The following is a 22,460-nucleotide window of genomic DNA, read 5'->3' on the forward strand; positions in this document are numbered from 1 at the left end:
TAAATTCTTCTTCGAATTCAAGATCAGATTTTTGTGGTGAAGTCTGTGGAATGCATCTAAAAGTTTGATGCAGGGTGCTTGAAAACTTAATGGATTTTCAATTGGATTCCCTTTCAAAAGCATTTCAAGGACTTCGTGTTCCTTAGAATCAAAATATGGTTTTAAAAGAGCATGAAATTTTGGAAGAAAATGTTCATTGATTGCAATTTCTTTAAAAACATAACTATCGACCTCGTTTTGGTCTTTGCTCCTTTTTGAATCAACCCAATTCATTATTGCTTGTCTTCTTAAAATGCACTCATGAAAACAATTTTGCAGACTTTGTCATAAACTCCATATTGAATCATTCCAACAAACTCAATTTTATCTTTTGCATAATAATTTCCTTCAAACGCAGTAAAATGATAGTCTAAATAGGAATTGATTTTAAATACATCAATTATTGCAAGCTGAATCTGAAGAAACACGTGATACATAGTAGATCTTGGATCAATCAGAATGGGAAGCAATCTTTCCGTATTATGCTTATAAATAATTCCATTTGGTTCAGCATACAGAGGTCCTTGAAAATCTAAAATGCTAATCAAACTTTCACATTTGCTCTTCACTTTTAGATTGGTTGCTGAGGTAGATAATTCTAATAATCTCTTTCTTATTGACGAGAGATTTAGATCATATATGTGAAATTCAATTTTGGCCATTATTAATATTTTATTGAAGAAAAGAAAAAAAATAGAGTTTAGAAAATCAAAAATGTTTAAACCATGTTTAAACCACCTTAAAAAGAAAAAGCCTCTACATCTCTGTAAAGGCTTGATTTCTAAAGTGTGGGAGCTACAGGGTTCGAACCTGTGACCCTCTGCTTGTAAGGCAGATGCTCTGAACCAGCTGAGCTAAGCTCCCCTTTTCAAAGAAAAAAGCACTTTTTTTCTTTGGGATGGCAAATATAGAGGATTTTTTTCGCTGAACAAGAATTCAAATCGAAATAAGTGAAAAAATGTGGTCTTTTATGGGTTTTGGCTCATTTTGAAAGAGTTAATAATGGCATATGTTTTTAGTTTTTAAAAGGACAATATCTCATTTGAAATAAGCATATCCCAAAATGGAAAATAGTTTATGAAGTATAACGTAAAATCTCTCTTCAAAATCTTTAAAACCGCCGCCAAAGAATGGTGGTCAAAAGATCCCTTCAAAGAAAGTGCTGTGATCGCTTACTACGCGATCTTCTCTTTGCCCGGATTGTTAGTGTTGATCTTAACTGTTGCCGGATATTTATATGGTCAGGACGATATTAACAACAAATTATCTGATCAGATTGCATCAACGATGGGACAGGATACTGCTGTCCAGGTTAGTGAAATGATTGAAAAAGCGCGAGCGACCGGTAGTTCGGTCTGGGCAACCATTATTGGAATTGTAACAATTATTGTCGGAGCAACCGGAGTATTTGCACAATTTCAGAAATCGCTCAACATTATCTGGGAAGTAAAAGCAGACGAATCCAAATCAGGTATACTTTCGTTGATTAAAGTGCGGTTGTTTTCTTTTGGCTTAATTATATCTGTCGCATTTATCCTCGTAATTTCTTTAGTTGTATCAACATTGCTTGCAGCATTTGGTGGTTGGTTGCAAAGTAATTTTTCAGAAACATTGCTAGTGATAGTGCAGATTCTGAATGTAATTATTTCACTTTCCATTCTTGCGTTAATTTTTTCACTAATGTTTAAATTTTTCCCTGATGCAAAAATAAAATGGCGCCATGTTTGGGTGGGTTCATTTGTAACAGCAATACTTTTTGAGTTGGGAAAATTCGGATTGAGTTTATATTTCGGAAAAGCCAGTCCTGAATCGGGATATGGAGCCGCAGGTTCAATTATATTAATTCTGCTTTGGGTGAGTTATTCATCCATGATCGTATTTCTCGGAGCTGAATTTACCAGAGCGTTTGCAAATTATTATGACGGCGATATTCCTGCAGATAAAAATGCTGTTAAAGATAACGGCAGACAAAAATAATCAGCATCTGAAATACATAACAGTTGGCAATTAAGATAAAAAAATATTTTTTTTATCTTAATTGACCTTTGACCTTTAAGCCCTCATCACTTTGATTTTCAGCTTTTAATCACTACTTTTGCAAGCCTTTTAAAATAAGAAGTAGATTATTTGTTCAAAAAGGGCATATTTAAAACAAAGAGAAGAAATGAAACGCATCATCGAAAGCCGTAAACTATTAAATGCCGATAAAACAACCGATCTGGCTAACCTTAAATTGATCTACAGAAATCTGATCAAAGAATGGCATCCTGATAAATTTCAGGATGGCGATGCGAAAAAAGAGGAAGCTGCGTTAACGAGTAAAAATATAATTGAAGCATACCATCTTTTAGTAAGTGTGAATCCTGAAACACATGCTTTGAATTCTGAATCGTATGCAAATACGATCAACAATTCAGGCATTGATGATTTCACTTATAAAGGACAAACGCTGAAAGTTACTTTTCATGATGGTAGTGTGTATGAATATTTCGGTGTGCCGAATAATGTCTATACTAAATTTCTGAATTCACCCGGACAGTCACGTTTTGCAAGACGACATATCTTTAATGAATATCTTCATAGAAATGTTATTAAAGCATCAGTTGCTGTTGAAGAACTGGTTTAATAATAAAATCGATTAAAGTGTTTAAGGGGTTTAAGATGTTTCAGGACATTTTAAGCCCCTTGACTTTATCTAACATGCAATAAATAAATCAATATGTCATTTTCCGATTTAGGAATCTCTTCCCGATTAATAAAGAAACTCTCTGAGCAAAATTACACTCAGCCTTATCCGATACAACGCGAAACAATTCCTGCGATATTGAGTGGAAAAGATATTTTGGGAATTTCTCCAACAGGTTCGGGAAAGACGGCGGGATATGTACTTCCAATTTTAATGAGCTTACATGAAAATGTTATTTCAAAAAACAGGCATGTCAAAGTACTCGTAATAGTTCCTACCCGTGAGTTAGCTATTCAGGTAAAAGAAGTATTTGAAACTTTTGGTTCTGCAATGATGAATCCTGTTAAGTCACTTGCAGTTTATGGTGGTGTTTCCATCAATCCGCAAATGATGGCAATGAATAATGTCGATGTTTTAGTAGCGACACCGGGCCGATTACTGGAGCTTGTTGATTCAAATGCAGTTCATCTTTCTGAAGTGAATACACTCGTTCTTGATGAAGCTGATAAAATGCTGAATCAGGGTTTTGAAATCGAGATGAACAGGATACTTGATCTATTGCCACGCAAGAGACAGAATCTTTTGTTCTCTGCAACATTAAGTGAAGATCTTGAACCGATCAAAAGAGTTTTGTTAAAAGACCCTGTGATCTGTAAGATCGCTAATGCTGAAAATACTGAAGAGAATTTTAATCTTGATCTTATTCGTCAGCTTGGATATTTTGTGAGTGAAGAAAGAAAAGGTCCATTGTTGCGATATCTAATTAAGAAGAATGAAATGAAACAAGTTCTTGTTTTCACTTCATCTGTTTTTGAAGCTGATAAAGTCACTGACAAACTCCGCAAGAATGGTATCGATGCAGCAGCAATGCATAGCAAAAAAAGTCAGGGCGCGCGGACTGATGCTTTGTCACGATTTAAGGATGGGAAACTAAATGTTCTTGTCGCAACAGATCTGATCTCCCGCGGAATCGACATCGCTTTTTTACCACACGTGATCAACTACGAATTGCCGCGTTCACCGAAAGATTATGTTCACCGTATTGGTCGCACCGGCCGTGCAGAAAATCCCGGTGAAGCAATTACGTTTGTTACTCCTGCGGATTCACATCATTTCAGGGTAATTCAGAAAAAAATGGGGAAATGGGTGACAATGATCGATAGTGAACCGATCGACCTGTTAGGAAATTAGCATTATATTTTTTTATGCAGTCTAATATTGATTGAGGAAATCCAATATATTTGGTTTCGGTCTTTCATTTTTAAACTAAGCGGCTAATGATTTCCTGTATCAAAACTCTTTTGTTTTTTACCCTGACGTTTGTAACAATCAATGTTACTGCTCAGAATGGATACACACTTCTGGATTCTTGCTACGAAAATTCTAATGGTTATGTAGAATTCACCAGAACTTTCTTGGTTACAAAAGATAGCGGAAGTTTTCATGTTGAACAATTCAAACGGGAATTGGATTCAGTATGGACAACGACAGATACTACTGCAGTTGTATTGTGCAACATTCTTACATCTCAGGACAATTTTGGACGAGTTTTAGAAACGAATTATTATCTGAATGATTCATTAAACTGGAATATTTCCAGACGTACAACATTTGGTTATGATTCGAATAATCATTTAACAGACAGTGTAGTACAGGTTGATTCGTCAAATGTACTTGTAAATTCCTATTCTTGGCACAGAGAATTTGATTCATTTGGGAATTTGATATTGAAAGAAACGAAGCATTGGAGTAGTGGGCAATGGTTAAATAATAGCAGAGAAGAATGGTATTTTGATGTTATGGGAAGAGACACACTTCATGTAAACTTTGCCGGAGATTCTTTAAACTGGCTTCCATATGCGCAGATGAGAAGAATATTTGATTCGAATGGAATCATTGACAGTATGAGTTATTCCTGGGATGGTACAAGTTGGAATAATCAACATAGAAATCAATTTTCTTATCAGGCAGCACTTCAAGACACTTTGGAATTGTCATTTAATGGAAATGGAATTTTATGGGATAGTTCTACTGCTATTCGTAAAACTTATGATTCATTTGGAAATAGAACCAATAGTATACAACAGAATTTTGTCAGTTCGGTATGGGAAAATTATTTTAAAGCAATTTATACTTATGATTTAAGTAATAGAGTTGTTCTTGAAACAAGAATGATCTGGGCTGATAGTTTGTGGGAAAATTCAAATCAAACTATTTTTACTTATTCCGGAATTGATGCAGTTGACAGAGTTTATCAGCTTTGGGTTGATACAGTGTGGGTGTGCGAATCTTTCACGTACAATGATTATACTTATGGCCAGGAAGTTTCCGGTGTATTCGGAGGAGGAGATTGCAATTCAAGAAATATTGATTCAGATGAGACACGTAGATATGATAGCCAAGGCCATTTGATTTATTCTGCTACTGATGGCCATGCTGGCCAAAGTCAGGGATCGACCCGATATTACTATGAAGAAGACTTTTTGTATCTGGTACAAAATCACTCAACTTCTATGGGGGGATTGACACATGATTTAGAATGTTATTATTATAAACCTCTAACAATTACTTTCGCTAATTTCAATTTTGAGATTTGCAGTGGTGATTCTTTATCTATAAATATTAACGGTGGAGTCGAGCCATACACGATAAGATGGTACATAAACGATTCTCTTGAAACTAATCCATCCTCTGATCCGACTTTATTTTTTCCGGAAGTAAGTGGAGAGTATAGTGTTTTGGTTTCAGATTCATTGAATAACTATTTCACACAATCAATCCCTGTCGATGTTAGCGTGGGTGTAGAATTAGGAATGGATAAAATTGTGTGTTCAGATGCCCTTGTTTCATTAGCTGCCGGGCAGTTTGAAACTTATGTGTGGCAGGATGGAAGCACAGATTCATTATTCATAGCTTCCAGTCCGGCTCAGCTTGCTGATACCATTGAATACTGGGTTGAAGTAACAGATTCTTCAGGATGTATCAGCAGGGATTCAGTGTCCGTTGTTTTTGAAATTTGTATTGGTGTAGATGAACTATCAGATAAATTGACGCAAGTATTTCCTAATCCGGTTTTGAGTGGTGAAGAATTTACAATTAAAGGAACTGTAAAAGCAGATAGAATAACACTGGCTAATCTGTCAGGAGAAATTGTGCAAGAGTTGAACATTGATAATTCAGGAATTTATAAACTTGAATTGGAGCCGGGAATTTATTTTCTTACCATTTATACAAATGAAAAAATGGTTGTTCAAAAATTAATTATACTCTGATGAAACAAATTGTAATTACTTTCCTTGCAGCTTTTAATGTCTTTTTTGCAATAGCATCAGGCGACAGTACAAGAGTGTCATTTTGTACAACTACAGGTGATATTTGTTATGGCAGGCCTTCGTATTCAGAATCAATTGAAGTAATTGATTCGGCAGGTAGAGTAATTCGTGAGGATGAATATTCGCTTTCGGGATGTTGGGAAGGAGTAATTGATTCAATATTCAGAAAAAGTGCATCGAATATTTATCAGTATGACGCCAATGGAAATATTGTCTCTCATCTTACCTCAATTTATTTTCTTAATGATTCGATTAAAAATCAATACACATATTCTTACGATAGCCTGGATCGTAGATTAACGGAAGTCAGAACAAGATTGCATCCTTTACCCGTATTGGATTATTTCTTTGAACAATTTGAATATTATCAGGACAGCCTGAGTTCAGATCTTTATATGCATAATCCCGGTTCCGGATTAGATACTTCATATTTTAGAACTATGGAATATGATTCAGCTATGAGAAAAATAAAAGAAACATTTCGTCGCTATGAAACATCAAGTGGAAATTTAAACACTTTTTATATACAATATTACATGTATGATTCAACAGGGAACCTGAGTACATTATCGTATAAAAATTTGCTTCCTTCAAACGATTCAACGAGGATCACTTATTTTTATAATGTGCTTAATAATATTTCCGAAGCGTCCTATGAGCGATTTGATACTCTTAATTCAATATGGGAACTGAATGAGAAAACAATCTATAATTATGATAGCTTAAATTATTTGGATATAGCTTATGATATAAGGTGTTTTGCGGGAATATGTACTGATACATCAAGTTATGTTGATTATACTGTCGATTCAATAGGACGTATTACAAGAGAGGCCTATTATTCTTATCCCGGGGAATGGAATGGTTCATCTGCTGTTAATTTTAATGCATACGGTGATACATTATATTATGGTAGTAGTTCTCCTACTGAAAATGGCTGTGGTGAAAGCGAATATATTTATTTCACCTACAGTAATTCACAGGAGGTTATACATAGCCGGACACAAACTTTAGCTTCGTGTGCGTTTATGTATGTCGATTGCGATTATTATAATCTCAACAGTGATTCAATGGTAATTAATGTTTCCAGTCCGTTGACCGTTTGTGCAAATGATACAGTTTACCCTGTTGTTTTTCATGCAGGTGGCAATGAGCCCTTGCAGTATCATTGGTCACCTGGGATTTATTTTTCTGATTCAACGATCAAATATCCATATCTTATTAATAATGTTTCCGGAACTTATACTTTAACCGTGACCGATTCATCCGGAAGAAGCATATCCGATACGGTATCTGTACAAACGCATCCCGATCTCATTCATCCGCTTGATATTTCTGCATTTGGAGTTCCGCCATGTGAAGGTGTTGTCCAGCTGACATTCTCACCTGATTCTTTGAACGGGACATGGTATAGTCACTGGGAGTTTGATGGTTCTACTTATTGGGAAGATACCATTGTAGCCGGGTCAAGTGGATTGTATTCACTTATTATCAATAATGATTATTGCACGTACAGAACCGACACAAATCTGGTGCTGATTGAACCACAACCTCTGACGATAAACACTATTGGAAGTTACCATGTTTGCGAAGGGAATAGTGTGACCTTGTTTACGCAGGATCAGTTTAATTTTACCTGGAATACAGGAAGTACTGCCGATACAATTGTTGCCGATACTTCGGGTTATTATTATATAAGTATGACGGATACAAATTCGTGTCCTGATACATCAAATATGATATATGTTTACATTGGCTCATTTGAATCTGCTGAATTAATCCGTGATACATCTTTTTGCAGTGGTGATTCTGTAAGACTTAATCCCGGGTTTTATTATTCTTATTTTTGGAGTGATAGTTCAACACAGAACCATCTGGTTGTTACAGATCCGGGAGTGTATTCTCTGAGAGTTACTGATTATTTTGGTTGTCCGAATCATGATACTATTACAGTAACTGAAAATTTGCTTCCGGCAGTGAATCTGGGAGTTGATACACTTCTATGCAGAAACACTTCGATAATATTGGAACCCGGAAATTTTCAAAGTTATCAATGGCAGGATGGAACAAACGATTCGATATTTATTCCGGTTTATTCCGGAGTTGATACCGTAATTATTTCAGTTTTAGTTTCTGATTCGGCAAATTGTTTTGCATCTGATACAGTAGCTATTTTCTATGATGTTTGTAATGAAATAGTTTTTATTACCGGCAGTTCAAGTTATGTTTGGCCAGTACCTGCTGATGATATATTTTATCTGCAGTTTTCTGACAAGAGGGGTGAAATAATGGTATTCAATTCGCTTGGTGAAATATTTTATAAAGACCGGTTATTTAATTCTGCAAGTATAAATTGTAAATCCTGGCCGTCCGGTTCCTATTTTTATAAGATAGTAAAAGAGGATGGGCTTAATATTTCAGGAAAAATATTTATTCGCCATCCCTGACATAGTTGCTTTTAAAAATTGGGAATCTGTGACGAGTGTCATTTATGTTGTTGACGATTATCAATACATGGCATTTTTCTTTGTCGGAGATTTGGATATTAATCCTAAATCTCAAAACCATGAAAAAGCAATTTCAAGTCCTTGCAATTATTTTAGTTTCCTTCTTGTTCACTTCCTGTGGAGTAAATCAGGCATATTTGTTGAACAGTAATCAAAACAATACGCAGGTTAATCTATCAAGTAACAATTTTAAAGTAACTGATAAGATCAGCGGCAGTGCAGAGGTAAGCTATATCTTGATCTTTGGTGGATTGAATAAGAAAAAGCTTTATGAAAATGCATATTCCGATATGATGAACAAAGCCAATCTTTTGAATACTTCTAAAGCAGTGATCAATATTGTTACAGAAGAGCATGTTGGTGGTGTTCCGCCTTTTTATTTTAAAAGGACAGTAACAGTTAGTGCAAATGTTATTGAATTTGTAAAATAAAATTGTCGTGTTCGGTTTATATTCGGGCATTATATCTATTTGCAGAATTAAAAAAGGTTGTTTGCCTTTTTTAATTCTGTTTTTATTGATCTCTATAGAAACCTTTTCCAGGGATACTTTACAGACTCATTCAACGTGGTCATTTCAGACAAGAATGGTCATGACCGGATCATCGGATCATTCAGATCCGGCTGGATATACTGTGTACAGTGCATTTTCTGTTGAACCTACTCTTACCCGAAAAATTACTTCCCGATTTTCTTTAACCTTCAATATTCGTACAGAATCTCATGAAATAGATTTTATTGATTCTGTCGGTAATGAAACTCCATTAGGTTCGATCGAATTACTTCCGCTAAATTTACTTGTGCAGTACGATCTGATTCAATCAACAAATGCGAGGATATATATAGGTGGAGGAGCAAATCTGACTTTTTGCTGGGAAAAGAGTGGCGCATTAAATTCTACTGATCTTCCACCATCGTTAGGGCCGGCACTCCAGCTTGGAACAGATTTGAACATTTCAAAAGCCATGTTTATGAATTTTAATATTGGCTGGAATGCACTTCAAATGGATATAGAATCAGCTGGAGATAAGTTCTCAAGTTTAAAGATGGATCCAATTAATCTTGGAATAGGTTTAGGATACAAATTTTAGACAGTTTAGCTGTAATTAGCAAATTTTCATTTCTATGTTTTAGATTACGTCTTTGTGACATTTTTTCAGAATAAGTTTACTATACTTGAAACTTAAATTAGTTTAACTTGAAAATTATTTTACTTTAGATTGTTTGAATCACTCAAATAATCTGAAAACTTCTTCCAAAAAAGTAGTTATACCTTAATCACCTGAAGAGCTTTAGGTCCAATTCAAAATATTTCATGAAAAAACTTTTACTTGGTTTCTTAGCAGTCGTAATTTTTGTCATTGATGTCGATGCGCAAAGTTATGATGAATTCACCTGGACTGCTCCAACACCAAATATGTCCCAGAAATCTGCATTTAAGTTTGGTCCTGATGATTCATTATACATTGGTGCAAGAGGTTTATTTGTTTATAAGGATTCAACTATTAATCATTACAACTTTTATCCATTATCAGGATCTTATATCAAAGGAATTGCTTTCGAGAACAACAATATCTGGTTAGGGACAGATAGTGGTCTTGTTAAAAGGTCAGGGAGCGTAATTCAGGTGTTTAATAAAAGCAATTCCGGAATGAATAGTAATAGAATAAATGACATTTGTTTCAAAGGTTCTGACCTTTACATTGCAACTGATAGTGGAATTACAGTCTATGATGGAATGACCTGGACGAATACTTTACTGTCGGATTTGCAAATGACCAGTCGACCCAATTCAATTGGTGTAAACACTTTTGGAGTTTATTTAATGGAGAGTTCCGGAAAGATAGTTTACAATTCAGGAACGACGTGGAGAGTAATTTATGATACTCATCCTTATCAATATGGAAATAGAAAGTTTCGAAGTACGAATAGTGATACACTTTATATTCCCGGCTTCCCCGCATATTTGACTGATACAATCATACATTATATTGAGATTCCATTTGATCCATGTATATTAAAAGATAATTTATTTAAAAAAGCCTATCTATTTGCAAATCCCATCACGTATGAAAAGTCACTCGCAATTAGTGAAGGTACAATAGATTTAAAATATTTACTGAGGTGTGATAATCTTCAACCTGATCTGGCAAATGTAAAAGAAAATTTAAATTCTTCAGGTCAATATGATTTCAACCAGATAGCTGAGGGAGAATTCTATGACTACAATTCTTCGGGAAAACTTTTTTGGACAAATAGAACTACCACAAGACAGATATTTTCTAGGTATCTCAGATTAGATTCATTTCCTTCAAATGTTCCTTACGATGTTTGCCCATACCTCGACATTAACCAGGTTCGGGCGAAGGTCATGAACGATGGTGGTATGTTTTGGGATTACACTGGTGATGCTTTATATGAAGTTCCTAAAGGTTCGGGAACAACTTTAATATTTTGTCAGGGTCTGTGGATAGGAGGACTGGATCAGAATAATCAGCTACATATTGCTGCACAAACTTACAGACAAAGCGGTAGTGATTTCTGGCCGGGACCGCTGGATACTATTTCTGCAACAATTGATTCTGTAACTCATGATATTTTTGATACGATCTGGAAGATCAACAGAAGTACAGTAGATGATTTTATCTGGCGTTTTGCAACGGGTCAGGTTCAGAATGGTTCATGGACAGTGCCTGCAATTATTTTAAACTGGCCTGCAGAAGGATCCGGTAGTTATTCACGCAGTCTTGCGCCTTATTACGATTTCAATCAGGATGGACATTACAATCCTTATGATGGCGACTATCCGGATATAAAAGGTAGTCAGATGATCTGGTCTGTCTTCAACGACAATTTCGGACCACATGGAACAGATGAATCAGATCGGAATTTAGGTGTAGAAATCCAGGCCTCTGCTTATGCATATAATTGTCCTATGGCAATTAACGATGACAGCGTTATAAATTATACAACCTTTTATCACTATGAAATTATCAACCGGTCGGATACAGATTATCATGATGTTTATATTGGAAATTTTACTGATGTTGATTTAGGAAATTATCTGGATGATTATGTAGGATGCGACACCATAAATGATTTTGGATTTGGATATAATGGAGATGATAATGATGATGGTTTGTTGGGTTATGGTTTGCACCCACCCATGATCAATAATTTAATACTTAAAGGCCCTCAGGCAGATCTTTTGGATGGAATAGATAATGATCATGATGGAGTTCTGGATGAGCAAGGTGAAATGTGTATGATGAACAATTTTACTTACTGGAATAATGATGCGTCTGCAAATGGTAATCCTAGAACAGCGATGGAACATTACTATCGGATACAATCACGTTGGTTAGATGGTTCACACGTCGTTACGGGTGGAAATGGTTTTCTTACACCAAATGGTGATTCAACAAATTATATGTTCAGTGCAACACCATATAGCGGATTATTCTGGTCAGAACAGGTGCCTGATCAACAGAATCCTACTCCCAATTACCCAAGTGATAGAAGGTTTTTAATTTCAGCCGGGCCTTTTACTTTGAATACACATCAGTCAAAAATAATTGAATTTGCTTATGTGTATACAAGAGACCCGAATTCTTCAAATGGCTTAAACACATCAATAGCGAAAAACACACAAGATGTATTAAGGATAAAACAATTTTACGAAAGCAATAGTTTTCCTTGCGATAATGTGATATCAGTAAATGAAATTGAGAATATTCATTCAAGTTTATTTCCAAATCCTGCTGATCATTCTATTGAAATCGAAATTGTCGCAAGACCTAATATAGATGCACAAATAAAAATTACAGATGCTTTAGGGCAGTTGATATTTAAAAGATCTTCATGGAGAAAGAAAGATAAGATACTCAACAGAACATTTAGCTCCGGGAATCTATCTGTTGAATATTATTTCCGGTGATCAGATGGTGAGTAGAAAGTTTGTGGTGCAGCATGGTGGCAGGTGAAATGGTGAGCAGTAATTAGTGAGTCGTGATCAGCACTGCTTTCTTCATTTATAACTTTTTACTTAGCGGAAACTCCTAAAGTTTATGCTTATGAAATTGTGAAAATTAGGAATCCCGTGCTACTTACTACTCACTAAGATTTCATTTCCAGATCCTAAAAACCAGAACCAACCTTTTCTTCTGTAGCAACATGCGCCAGTCGATAAACAGAAGTGCGCTTACCATAATTAGTCCGATGGAAATACTGAAGACGCTTCGCATTGATGATGCTTCTTCTAAAATTGCTTTTGCATTTTTTGTAGCATAGTTTCCTACAGTTACTGCAACAGTGTCGCTGATAAATTTTCCTACAAAGAAGGCAGGAATTATCTTGATTGGTTTCAGTCTGGCGATACCTGCAGCCAGAAAGAGTGGTGTTGTTGGTAATGGTAAAAGTGAATATGCCAGTATCATCACCTGACTGCGCCAGCCTTTTTCCTGCATTTGATTACCAAGAAATTCGATGTCTTCTGTCTTTGCGCGTTTAAAAATTCTTCCGGCCAGGCGGGGAATGTATAATGTCAGGACATATCTTCCAAAAATAGAGCCGGCCACACCAATAAAGATAACAGCCCATATATTCAGATCAAAAAGAATCTGAAATGTGACCATTATTGTAAAAGCAGGTGGAAAAGGGAAGGGTACCACATCAAAAATAAAAGCTCCCAGAAAGACCAGGAAATAGTGATACCACATACAATTAATTGGAATAAATTAAATTACTCACAAACGAGACTTTAAATTAGTAAGATAAAGGTATGCAGAATTTTCGTTTAAAGGACAGTTCAAGTCAGATTCTACTGACCTCAACAATAGCTACTTTAGTCAAAAAATATTTTGTTAGTTTTTACAAATATCTTAGATTTATAACAAATAACAGCACATGGCGAACCTTGTACCCTTTTTTATAAGCACAGAGTGTGATATCTACTACAATCCCGAATACAAAATTGTGCAATCGCGCTGGAAGGGGATCTATGTAGAAGGTCATCGCCTCAAAGAAATATTTAACGAGTTGATCTACGCACTTGAATCGTATAAGTGTTCTACAATTATTGCTGATGCGAGGGAAATGCTGATCATTACTCAGAAAGATCGTCAATGGACGATAGACGATTGGTATCCACGTGCAGTAAAAGCAGGATTCAGAAATCAGGGACTGATATTGAGTAAAGACACATTTAATGAACTTACTGTAAAACAAATTTCGGCAAATTATGATAATGCAATTATTACAACAAAATATTTTACTTCGCCTTCACATGCTTTGGATTGGGTGAGGGAGATTGGGGGGGAAACTGTTGGGAAAATGAATAATGAAAAGTGAAAAGTGAAAAGTGAAAAAAATGCCCCGAGAGTCTATGATAACCTAAGTAGGAGACGCATTATTCATTATAAATTAAAAAAAGGTGGCTGCCCAAAATAAATTTAGTCTATTTACATTTGTTGTTATAATTTTTCTCGCTCTTTTAACTCTTTGGGTTCGGAAGTGTAGCAATTCGAATGATAATTTTAAAGAGCGGCCGATATCAGCACAAGTTGGTGATTGGAGACATCATAAATTAATTTTCACGAAACACGCCAGATGCAGAATGGAATGCAGGGATATTTCAGAATCAGAAATAGCGGATATACTGGTAACCGGAATTATTAATGAATCGAAAAGTAAAGAAGCAGATGCTGAAGCAAGCGGACAATGCCCGACATTTGCACTAGAAGGAAAAACAGATGATGGACAGAATGTGAGGATTGTTTTTGGAGCATGTGAAAAGATCACAAAAGTCATTACTGCAATTGATCTCGGGGCGGAGCATGAGTGTGATTGCAGATAGTTTTTATAATTAATTATTCATTTCTAATTATAACAAAGCAAGCGCCGGGATGTTCTGCGAAGACAAAATCATTTCTGTATTTCATTCCACATTTTTCTAAGACGCGGATGCTTGCAAGATTTTCTTTCATTGATCTTCCTGCAATTTCCTTGACTTTCAATTTGTGAAATCCAAAATCCAAGCATCCAATTCCGGCTTCTGTTGCGACACCTTGTCCCCAGAATATTTTGTGTAATCGGAATCCGAGATCAATTTCATTTAATTTCTCAACGAATTTTAGTCCACACCAGCCGATAAATGTATTGTCTGATTTTCGGATAACTGCCCATCTGCCAATAGGGGTGTTTGGATTGGAAGGAATAGAAGAGTAACTGTAATCGTTCACAAACTGTTGTGCTTCACGCAAGTCCCTGAAAGGTTTGTCGCCTGTGTATTTCACAACATCAGGATCATTGTTCAGGTTGAATAATTCAATTGCATCGTCCGCAATAAACTGTCTGAGAAACAATCGGTCGGTTTCAATAATTACATTCATAGAGAAAAGCAATGGACTTATCTATTCAGATTTTTATTGCTGCTGCCTTTTTTTTGTCGTAGCGGACAAAGAAATTGATCCAGATAATTCTGGACCACCGAAAAGTCAGAGGGCTGAGGAGTAGAATAGTGATGGCCATAAATCCAATAAAGAAGGCTGTGGACCAATCAAGGACCAATCCATAGAGTATGAACCACGTAATGAACCAGCCTGATGTTAGCGCATACGAAACGTACATGGCGCCGAAAAAATACCCGGGTTCTTTCTCATAGATCTCACCACAATGAGAGCAGGTTTTTTCCATTTTAAGCATTCCGCCCTGCAAGCGATATGGGTTATTATGCGTGAATACTTTTCCCTGATGACAACGCGGGCATTTATTCGCAGCCATTGAATACAGGATTTCTGTTAACATCATGGCGCAAAGGTAAGAAACATTATTTTTGTTTGCAGGTATTTGCGCCAATCAATGTATAAAGTGGGCAAAAACTGATTAAACTGGTTAAAAGGAAGACTCCTGCAAAGATCATTAAGATGATGCCAAGTGTTCCTGTGATAACATTCGAAAAATAAAGACCTGCGATGATTACGGCAATGATTGTCCGGATCACTCTGTCCGTTGTACCCATGTTCTTTTTCATAATAGCTTTAGTTTAATTTTAACCAAAGCTAAACCCTTCAATGTCCCAAAAAGGTGACTAATGTTACACAACCCAAACTATTTCATCATCAAACCCTAAAAAAGACAACTTAATTTTTCATTATAAAGCTAATTCATTATTTTTCATCCCGATAAATCGGGATTCACTTTTCACTTTTCACTTTTCACTTTTCACTTTTCACTTTTCACTTTTCACTTTTTACTATTGATCCGTCAACGCTTTCAAAAAATTAACCAGATCTTGTTTCTGTTGCGGAGATAAATTTTTCGGTCGCACAACATTGCTTTTATTCGGATGAGGCTGTCCGCCACTATTGTAGTGTTCGACTACTTCTTCGAGTGTTGCAATACTTCCATCGTGCATATAAGGGGCCGTGAGTTCAACATTTCGTAAAGAAGGTACTTTGAATTTACCGACATCACTTGCATTGCCTGTGATTCGGGCTCTTCCTGAATCAGGATAAACGGAATACAAGCCATTGTTTTGAAAACTAAAATCGGTGAAATTGTAATCGACATGGCAATGAAAACAATCTGCTTCTTCATTGAAGAACATGATCATTCCATTTTTTTCAGAAGTATTCAATGCAAATGAATCACCTTCATAAACAAATCTGTCGTACTTTGATTTACCTGTAAAGAGCGTACGCTCATAGCAAGCAATTGCTCTTGTCAAAGTATAAACAGAAGGTTCAAGGCCATAACTTTTCTGAAAATCTGCAACATAGTCTTTGTTGTTCCTAAGTCTTTCCACAGCCAGATTCACATCAAAGTCCATTTCATTTGGGTTTTCGATAGGAGCAAGCACCTGTTGTTCAAGATTCGGAACACCACCATCCCAGAAGGAATAAGGCTGATAAGCAACATTCAAAATTGTCATTGCATTTCGCATTGCATGTCTGCCACTGATTCCTAAACTTAATGCTACACCATCTGTGAATTTTAATCCCGGCAAGTGACAAGATCCACATGAAATAGAACTGTCTCTTGAAAGAATTGGATCGAAAAATAATTTCTCACCCAATGCAATTCTGTTTAAAGTCGGCTTGTTATCGGAAGGAATATTCGGATAAGGAAATCCAACAGGCACATCCAGAATTATAAATTCATTTCCCGGATCGATAATAGGATCTGTAGCTTTTTCCTTTTTGCAGGCAAAAGTCATTAAAGCAATAAAGAATAAGAATACATACTTTTTCATCCTGTCAAATTGCATTTTAAAAAATACCGAATCCGGAGCCCAGATTTGTTTATGGTTCCGGATTCGATATAAAGTTCTTTATTCTACTTCAAAAGCAGACTGCCAACTGTTAGCTATTTTGGTTGCTAACATCATATTATCCATTGTATGCGTCATAAGTTCTGAAGTCATATCAACATTGATCAATGCAGCAGCAAGATCAAAATTCAAGTGGATCACCTGATCTTGTCCTGAATTTACGCTGAATGCGTCCGTAGAAAAGTCAATGGTACGTTTAAATTCGTCCATGCCGATATGATATAAATAGTCAACGTTTACAGGTCCGGTTTGAGCAACAGTTGTATCAACCTTGCCTTCAACTTTCCAGAATATGTAACCGCTATTCCATGACCAGTGAATCGAAGGTGTTTGAACAGAAAGCGGATTTGACGAAGGGTATGTTGACGGATCGGAGTGATTTATTGTTGAATCAAGTCCTACAATAAATCTGAAGCCTTTGTAATTTCCGACAGGAACCATTCCTAATTCATACTCATCAATTTCCGGATTTGTAAGAAAAATTTTTCCTGTAATCGGCAATTCGCTTCCGTCACTTTTGATCAGCACAATATTTGAAATATACATTCTGTAATCTTCAATTGTGAATCGTTGACCGGCTGAATTTATAAATGTAGAATCATAATTTGCTGTATGTGTTCCAACATTCGAGTGTAAATGCATTGTCAGATTTTGCTCTGTAGAAGGAGTTGGTTCTTCAGATTTATCCTTTTTACATGAAGTGAATAATAGAGTTGTGCATGCTAATGTCATAGCTGCAATGGAAAATAGTTTTTTCATTGATTGATTGGGTTGATTAATTTAAATTAGTGATTGACGCAAACAATAATTCAAGACACATAGTGTTGAGATTTATTGATTGAAAATAAAAAGTGAATAAATTGTATTAAGAGCGAGGTGGCTGAAAAGGTTGATTCTGGAAAGCTACCGTTAGTTTCTCAAGATAAGGTGTTGAAATCTGTTCAACCAGATTACTAATGTATAAAGTGGTTGGGTTGAAAACAGATAGGTAAACAATTGTTTCCATTTTTTCCTTTACCGTACTTAAAGGAGTGGATTCACTTTGTTCATGAGCTTTGAGCTCTTTCATCAAATGACATTTACCATTGCAACTTAACTTTGGCTTGTCTTTATTGATACAATAGTTTTTGGTAATATATTCTTTGTTCAAAGCGTAACCGGCGAAAATTACCACACTACTCATAGTTTGACTAAGAATAGCGAGGCTAATTACAAATAAGAGAATCCGGTTGATCATAATTTACTTACGCAAAGATAAGCATATTTGGTACGAAAAAGCATGATAAATGTTGTGTTAATTGCAGTTTTTTATGTGTTAGATTGGGTTTTTTTAAGCTGAATTTGAATTTTGGAAAGGGAGAGTAAGTAATTTTTTTTTAACACAAGATCACTAAGGTTTTATCACAAGAGCACAGTGTTTTCACTTAGTGTTTTTGGATATAACTTTAGTGAACTTGTGTTTAATTGATATGTTAAATAATAGCCTCAGCCACAACAAATGTGCTCCCGCCAATGAAGATCATATCTGACAAACTACTGTTTGATCTTGCTGCGGAAATTGCTTTAGAAACGGATTCGTAAGCGTTGCCATTCAGGTTATATGCTTTTGCCAGATTTTTTAATTCTTCTGCATCAAGGGCACGGGGGATATTTGCTTTGCAGAAATAGTAGCTTGCATTTGCTGGGAGCAATTCCAGGATTCCGGAAACGTCTTTATCATTAACAACTCCGATCACCATATGAAGTTTCTCAAATTTACATTGCGAAATTTGCTGAACAATAAATTCAATACCGGCTTTGTTATGTCCGACATCGCAAATGACAAGTGGTGCATCAGAAAGTTTTTGCCATCGCCCCATCAGTCCTGTTAATTCCTGCACATTAGAAAATGCATCTCTCACGTGCGACTCAGAAATTTTCCATCCTGACTTTTTCAGCTGTTCGATAGCACAAAGAACTGTTGTGATATTTTTTTTCTGATAATTTCCTTGAAGATTAAGTTTGAGGTCGGTATAGAGAATTTTTTTGTCTATAAAAACATTGAACATGATTCCGTTCTCATCATTAGTAATCACTTCGGTTTGGATAATATCTTCTGCAAAAGTAAATGGTGAATTTAATTTTTTTGCATGCTCAGTGAAAACATTTTGAATTTCAATTTGTCTTTCTCCAATGATCACGGGGACAAACCTTTTTATGATACCTGCTTTTTCAGTAGCAATTTTTTCAAGTGTATCGCCCAGCAATTGCATGTGATCATAACTGATATTTGTGATGATAGAAAGTTCAGGTGTAATGATATTTGTTGAATCAAGTCGACCTCCCAATCCTGTTTCAATGATTGCTATATCTACTTTTTCTTTTGCAAAATAATCGAAAGCAAGTCCAACGCACCATTCAAAAAAGCTCAGGTCAATCTTTTCAAAAGAAGATTTATGCTCATTTACAAAATCGACCACTACTTTTTCAGGGATCATTTCACCATTAATACGGATTCTTTCTCTGAAATCTTTCAGGTGCGGTGAGGTGTAAAGTGCGGTATTATAGCCCGCCTTTTGTAAAACCGCAGCCAATAAGTGGGAAGTCGAGCCCTTTCCATTTGTCCCGGCAATATGTAAAGATTTAAAGGAATTTTGCGGATTTCCGAGCGAATTGCAAAGTTCGATTGTATTTTTCAGGTCGGCTTTATAGGCAGCTGCGCCTATTCTATGGAACATAGGAAGCCTGGAAAAGAGGTAATCTAACGTCTGCCGGTAAGTCACTTGATCGAAGTACAAATTTGATTTCAGGGGCAATTTACGACCAAATTAGTTCGCAATGTGAAAATTATCTTTGTGGGAATAAGTTTTTTTCTAAATTGCTTACGCTAACAACCACCACATTATGCCTTTAACGAAACGGGCCACAAGAAAGCTGATAGGCACTTGGCCACAAAGACTAGCCTTGTCAGGATTGACCGCTTTTGTCGTTTGGAGTGTAACCGAAGAAAATCTTTTTCTCTTTGCCTCGGTCTGGTTAGTGTCCCATTTAATTCTCACTTTGCTCAATTCAAAAATTCCGGAAGTGACGACGAATTTTAACGAAGAGATGCGTTATTGAATTGGGAGATCGTAATTCGAGACTCGTAATGCCTAATAAATGTGGGCTTCAAGTCATTTTAATTATTTACCGTTAAGTACTCAGAGAAAAATTTTTCCAGAAGAGTGGTCTGCACATTTTGATTCTTGCTTGCATTTTCTTTTCAATTACTTCCGGATTGTTTCGGACAAATTTCTGAATCTCTGTTTCAGATTCTGCTTCAAGTAAATTAATTATTCCGCTTCCATTTTCAAAAAGTGCAGCCATGATCAATCTGCCGTCAGTATATGCTTGTCGCATATAATTTTCATGTCGGCGCAGATCGACCGTAGTAAATGTTTTATGAGAAGGAAAGTTTTCTCCCATTGTCCACAGAATAAAATACAGATGTTTTAGTCCGCTTCTGATGCTTGGTGGAGATTCAATTTTGTCAAGAGGTTCTATCATGGTTCGTGTGATTTTCGTGTCAAAAACAATAGCAATAAAAGTCAGACAGTATCATTTGTGGTATATTTAACATTGCCTTAACTGATATTCAAATATTCATTATATGTTTCGAATTATTATCAGTCTTGTGTCAGTTGTCTGTCATCGTAGCGTCAGGTGATGTAGGTATTTATTTTCGTGAATCGTGATTCGAGTTGTCCTTGATTCAGCGGTTTACTTGCTGCCAGGATTTTTATTTCCCGCAGATCCCGCAGATCCCGCAGATTAAGGCGCAGATCTTGTGTTCCAATTATTCACTGCTATTGCAAGAAAAACGATCTGGTATAATTTCGACGAACACTATCTGCGGATTTATCTGCGCCTTAATCTGCGGGATCTGCGGGAGAAAAAATTTTCAACAACTAGCTGAAAATTTGCATATGTCAGTGTCTTAGAATAGGCGGATTTCAGCATATAAGACGAAGAAGGGCTCAAATCATTCGCAACTCGTGTTACGAATTTCGCATTACGAATTACAAAATCGAATTGCTACCTTTACGCTATGAAAAAGTTATTGCTTACTTTCTTGTTTCTTTCAGTCTTTGTTGAATTAAGTTCTTCGCAGACGATTAAATTTTCGGAAGAGATAAAGGAAAATAAAAATGCTCGCTACATGCGTGTATTGGGTTCGGATGAAGAAGGGAATATTTATGTATTGAGAAGTAATATCTCTCTTGAAACAGATCGTGACCGTTCCGGATTTAAGAGCAGAGTTTATTTTCTTCAATACTTAAGTGAGGATCTGAAACTACTCTGGGAAAAAGAGCTGCTAACTTCTTTTGAAGATGGTCATATTGCCGATGTGCAAATGAACAATGGCAGAGTAGTGGTCGTTGTTTTTTGAATAATAGAAAAGAGAAAACGTTTACTTTTTATATTCAGGCTTTAGACAACAGAGGAAACTGGGTCAATAAGCCAAAAGAAGTTGATCAGTTTATTGCAAACGATATTGATGAAGACGACAAACCCGGTATTATAAATTCACAGGATGAATTGTCGATTGCATTCTCTTACCGGAAAGTGAGCACTGATAAAAATTTTCAGGGTTATCAGGTGCTTGTCATGGATACTTCTTTCAATGTCCGCTATAAAAAACAAATAGATATCGAAGCTTCTGTAAATACCTATATTCCGGTATCATTTTTATTTTCTAATCAGGCGTCTTTCTTTGTTCTTGGAATTCATTATACCACTGAGAAACGTATTAAGACACAAGGCCAGGCGTTTTATGAGTTGTATGGATTTAATTCGAAAACGAATCAGGTTCTTCACTCAGAAATTAAAAGTGAAACTAAATTTTTGACTGATGTAGGTTTCACAATTGATAATGTAAACAAGCGGGTAATTGCTGCAGGATTTTATTCAGACAAGACCACATATTCAGTGGCTGGAGTATTTTACAATGCCTTTTCGGAAGATAGTCTTATTCAACTTTCATCGCAGAACTCGGCTTTCCCTGAATCGTATATGCAGAAATTCATAGGAGAAAGAAAAGACGGCCGTAGTAAAGAACTTGTCAATTACACGATTGATCGTCTCATCGTTCGCAGAGATGGTGGTGTAGCAATACTCGCTGAATCATTCAATCGCGCTGAGCGGTCGTACTGGGACTATTACATGCAAACATATGTTTATCATTACTACTATCACTATGGCAACGTAATGATCTTATCGATCAATCCTTCAGGTGATATTTTGTGGAATAATGTTGTGTCAAAAGATCAGAACTCTATCGATGATGCTGGATATTCTTCCTCTTATATAAGTTCAATTGTGAGTGGAAAAATAATTTCTCTCTATAACAAATATATCGACGATGATTCATCAGTGCTCATGACAACAGTCGATGGAATAGGAGCACAAAAAACCGATGTGCTGTTCAATGAAAATGAAAAAGTGGTTATAATTCCCAAGTCGGCTAAACAGATTGATGAAGACACTATTTTATTGCCGGCTTATAAGCAGAACAGGTTTTTTATACTAAAAGTCACCTTGTAATTAATTG

22 protein-coding genes and 1 tRNA gene are annotated in these 22,460 nt (G+C 36.0%); 12 read left to right on the plus strand and 11 right to left on the minus strand.

Annotated elements, in window-relative coordinates; all coding sequences use genetic code 11:
* Nucleotides 1-287: 287 nt before the first annotated feature.
* Both IPL24_04645 and IPL24_04650 read right to left on the minus strand, forming a co-directional pair.
* Nucleotides 288-587 carry a hypothetical protein gene (locus tag IPL24_04645; GenBank protein MBK8362976.1) on the minus strand — a complete coding sequence of 100 codons (300 nt, stop codon included), beginning with the start codon at nt 585-587 and terminating at the stop codon, nt 288-290.
* Nucleotides 588-828: 241 nt separating this feature from the next.
* Nucleotides 829-903: transfer RNA gene (locus IPL24_04650), tRNA-Val, on the minus strand.
* A gap of 213 nt (nt 904-1,116) precedes the next feature.
* On the opposite strand from IPL24_04650, the gene IPL24_04655 reads away from it, so the two are divergent.
* The 8 genes from IPL24_04655 to IPL24_04690 all read left to right on the plus strand — a co-directional run bounded on the left by IPL24_04655 (nt 1,117) and on the right by IPL24_04690 (nt 12,545).
* Nucleotides 1,117-2,016 carry a YihY/virulence factor BrkB family protein gene (locus tag IPL24_04655; protein ID MBK8362977.1) on the plus strand — a complete coding sequence of 300 codons (900 nt, stop codon included), beginning with the start codon at nt 1,117-1,119 and terminating at the stop codon, nt 2,014-2,016.
* A 187-nt stretch (nt 2,017-2,203) separates the two neighbouring features.
* The gene (locus IPL24_04660) at nt 2,204-2,665 is read left to right on the plus strand and encodes a KTSC domain-containing protein (GenBank protein ID MBK8362978.1); all 462 of its coding nucleotides are present in this window, start codon (nt 2,204-2,206) and stop codon (nt 2,663-2,665) included.
* A gap of 93 nt (nt 2,666-2,758) precedes the next feature.
* On the plus strand, nt 2,759-3,916 hold the full coding sequence (locus tag IPL24_04665) for a DEAD/DEAH box helicase (GenBank protein ID MBK8362979.1): 1,158 nt from the start codon (nt 2,759-2,761) through the stop codon (nt 3,914-3,916).
* A gap of 86 nt (nt 3,917-4,002) precedes the next feature.
* Entirely contained in the window at nt 4,003-5,997 is a 1,995-nt protein-coding gene (locus IPL24_04670) for a T9SS type A sorting domain-containing protein (protein MBK8362980.1), read from the plus strand.
* Nucleotides 5,997-8,504 carry a T9SS type A sorting domain-containing protein gene (locus tag IPL24_04675; GenBank protein ID MBK8362981.1) on the plus strand — a complete coding sequence of 836 codons (2,508 nt, stop codon included), beginning with the start codon at nt 5,997-5,999 and terminating at the stop codon, nt 8,502-8,504. Before IPL24_04670 ends, IPL24_04675 begins: the two co-directional genes overlap by 1 nt.
* A gap of 119 nt (nt 8,505-8,623) precedes the next feature.
* The gene (locus IPL24_04680; GenBank protein MBK8362982.1) at nt 8,624-8,995 is read left to right on the plus strand and encodes a hypothetical protein; all 372 of its coding nucleotides are present in this window, start codon (nt 8,624-8,626) and stop codon (nt 8,993-8,995) included.
* A 61-nt stretch (nt 8,996-9,056) separates the two neighbouring features.
* Complete coding sequence (locus IPL24_04685; GenBank protein ID MBK8362983.1) at nt 9,057-9,653, plus strand: OmpW family protein; 597 nt, start codon at nt 9,057-9,059, stop codon at nt 9,651-9,653.
* 2,784 nt (nt 9,654-12,437) lie between these two features.
* Nucleotides 12,438-12,545, plus strand: coding sequence for a T9SS type A sorting domain-containing protein (locus IPL24_04690; protein MBK8362984.1), 108 nt, complete (start codon nt 12,438-12,440; stop codon nt 12,543-12,545).
* Between the two features lie 141 nt (nt 12,546-12,686).
* Here the strand turns inward: IPL24_04690 and IPL24_04695 are convergent, their stop codons facing one another.
* Nucleotides 12,687-13,280: a hypothetical protein gene (locus IPL24_04695; GenBank protein ID MBK8362985.1), complete on the minus strand. Its 594-nt coding sequence runs from the start codon at nt 13,278-13,280 to the stop codon at nt 12,687-12,689.
* A 187-nt stretch (nt 13,281-13,467) separates the two neighbouring features.
* Here IPL24_04695 and IPL24_04700 point away from each other — a divergent pair, with 187 nt between their 5' ends.
* Together IPL24_04700 and IPL24_04705 are read left to right on the plus strand one after the other, a co-directional pair.
* On the plus strand, nt 13,468-13,911 hold the full coding sequence (locus IPL24_04700) for a hypothetical protein (protein MBK8362986.1): 444 nt from the start codon (nt 13,468-13,470) through the stop codon (nt 13,909-13,911).
* A 265-nt stretch (nt 13,912-14,176) separates the two neighbouring features.
* On the plus strand, nt 14,177-14,416 hold the full coding sequence (locus tag IPL24_04705) for a DUF4258 domain-containing protein (protein ID MBK8362987.1): 240 nt from the start codon (nt 14,177-14,179) through the stop codon (nt 14,414-14,416).
* Between the two features lie 13 nt (nt 14,417-14,429).
* On the opposite strand, the gene IPL24_04710 is transcribed toward IPL24_04705, so the two are convergent.
* The 8 genes from IPL24_04710 to IPL24_04745 form a co-directional block, all read right to left on the minus strand.
* On the minus strand, nt 14,430-14,951 hold the full coding sequence (locus tag IPL24_04710) for a GNAT family N-acetyltransferase (GenBank protein ID MBK8362988.1): 522 nt from the start codon (nt 14,949-14,951) through the stop codon (nt 14,430-14,432).
* A gap of 25 nt (nt 14,952-14,976) precedes the next feature.
* Entirely contained in the window at nt 14,977-15,369 is a 393-nt protein-coding gene (locus IPL24_04715; protein MBK8362989.1) for a DUF983 domain-containing protein, read from the minus strand.
* 19 nt (nt 15,370-15,388) lie between these two features.
* Nucleotides 15,389-15,592: a DUF2892 domain-containing protein gene (locus tag IPL24_04720; protein ID MBK8362990.1), complete on the minus strand. Its 204-nt coding sequence runs from the start codon at nt 15,590-15,592 to the stop codon at nt 15,389-15,391.
* A 222-nt stretch (nt 15,593-15,814) separates the two neighbouring features.
* Entirely contained in the window at nt 15,815-16,828 is a 1,014-nt protein-coding gene (locus IPL24_04725) for a cytochrome-c peroxidase (protein MBK8362991.1), read from the minus strand.
* Between the two features lie 63 nt (nt 16,829-16,891).
* Nucleotides 16,892-17,650 carry a hypothetical protein gene (locus IPL24_04730; GenBank protein ID MBK8362992.1) on the minus strand — a complete coding sequence of 253 codons (759 nt, stop codon included), beginning with the start codon at nt 17,648-17,650 and terminating at the stop codon, nt 16,892-16,894.
* A 106-nt stretch (nt 17,651-17,756) separates the two neighbouring features.
* On the minus strand, nt 17,757-18,074 hold the full coding sequence (locus IPL24_04735; GenBank protein MBK8362993.1) for a hypothetical protein: 318 nt from the start codon (nt 18,072-18,074) through the stop codon (nt 17,757-17,759).
* Nucleotides 18,075-18,363: 289 nt separating this feature from the next.
* Nucleotides 18,364-19,653 carry a bifunctional folylpolyglutamate synthase/dihydrofolate synthase gene (locus tag IPL24_04740; protein MBK8362994.1) on the minus strand — a complete coding sequence of 430 codons (1,290 nt, stop codon included), beginning with the start codon at nt 19,651-19,653 and terminating at the stop codon, nt 18,364-18,366.
* A 409-nt stretch (nt 19,654-20,062) separates the two neighbouring features.
* Entirely contained in the window at nt 20,063-20,416 is a 354-nt protein-coding gene (locus IPL24_04745; protein MBK8362995.1) for a hypothetical protein, read from the minus strand.
* A 541-nt stretch (nt 20,417-20,957) separates the two neighbouring features.
* Here IPL24_04745 and IPL24_04750 point away from each other — a divergent pair.
* Nucleotides 20,958-21,299 (plus strand): hypothetical protein, encoded by a 342-nt coding sequence (locus IPL24_04750; GenBank protein MBK8362996.1) that lies wholly within the window; start codon nt 20,958-20,960, stop codon nt 21,297-21,299.
* Nucleotides 21,296-22,453 carry a hypothetical protein gene (locus tag IPL24_04755; GenBank protein ID MBK8362997.1) on the plus strand — a complete coding sequence of 386 codons (1,158 nt, stop codon included), beginning with the start codon at nt 21,296-21,298 and terminating at the stop codon, nt 22,451-22,453. Before IPL24_04750 ends, IPL24_04755 begins: the two co-directional genes overlap by 4 nt.
* Nucleotides 22,454-22,460 lie beyond the last annotated feature (7 nt).

Source organism: Bacteroidota bacterium, assembly GCA_016711505.1.
Lineage (GTDB): Bacteria > Bacteroidota > Bacteroidia > AKYH767-A > 2013-40CM-41-45 > JADKIH01.

Bases quoted from the DNA above. Each gene is read 5' to 3' on its own strand.
- IPL24_04680 (MBK8362982.1), top strand. From the start codon at position 8,624: ATGAAAAAGCAATTTCAAGTCCTTGCAATTATTTTAGTTTCCTTCTTG.
- IPL24_04705 (MBK8362987.1), top strand. From the start codon at position 14,177: ATGGAATGCAGGGATATTTCAGAATCAGAAATAGCGGATATACTGGTA.
- IPL24_04660 (MBK8362978.1), top strand. From the start codon at position 2,204: ATGAAACGCATCATCGAAAGCCGTAAACTATTAAATGCCGATAAAACA.
- IPL24_04655 (MBK8362977.1), top strand. From the start codon at position 1,117: ATGAAGTATAACGTAAAATCTCTCTTCAAAATCTTTAAAACCGCCGCC.
- IPL24_04735 (MBK8362993.1), bottom strand. From the start codon at position 18,074: ATGAGTAGTGTGGTAATTTTCGCCGGTTACGCTTTGAACAAAGAATAT.
- IPL24_04700 (MBK8362986.1), top strand. From the start codon at position 13,468: ATGGCGAACCTTGTACCCTTTTTTATAAGCACAGAGTGTGATATCTAC.
- IPL24_04745 (MBK8362995.1), bottom strand. From the start codon at position 20,416: ATGATAGAACCTCTTGACAAAATTGAATCTCCACCAAGCATCAGAAGC.
- IPL24_04695 (MBK8362985.1), bottom strand. From the start codon at position 13,280: ATGTGGTATCACTATTTCCTGGTCTTTCTGGGAGCTTTTATTTTTGAT.
- IPL24_04665 (MBK8362979.1), top strand. From the start codon at position 2,759: ATGTCATTTTCCGATTTAGGAATCTCTTCCCGATTAATAAAGAAACTC.
- IPL24_04715 (MBK8362989.1), bottom strand. From the start codon at position 15,369: ATGATGTTAACAGAAATCCTGTATTCAATGGCTGCGAATAAATGCCCG.
- IPL24_04720 (MBK8362990.1), bottom strand. From the start codon at position 15,592: ATGAAAAAGAACATGGGTACAACGGACAGAGTGATCCGGACAATCATT.
- IPL24_04725 (MBK8362991.1), bottom strand. From the start codon at position 16,828: ATGCAATTTGACAGGATGAAAAAGTATGTATTCTTATTCTTTATTGCT.
- IPL24_04730 (MBK8362992.1), bottom strand. From the start codon at position 17,650: ATGAAAAAACTATTTTCCATTGCAGCTATGACATTAGCATGCACAACT.
- IPL24_04675 (MBK8362981.1), top strand. From the start codon at position 5,997: ATGAAACAAATTGTAATTACTTTCCTTGCAGCTTTTAATGTCTTTTTT.
- IPL24_04750 (MBK8362996.1), top strand. From the start codon at position 20,958: ATGAAAAAGTTATTGCTTACTTTCTTGTTTCTTTCAGTCTTTGTTGAA.
- IPL24_04710 (MBK8362988.1), bottom strand. From the start codon at position 14,951: ATGAATGTAATTATTGAAACCGACCGATTGTTTCTCAGACAGTTTATT.
- IPL24_04670 (MBK8362980.1), top strand. From the start codon at position 4,003: ATGATTTCCTGTATCAAAACTCTTTTGTTTTTTACCCTGACGTTTGTA.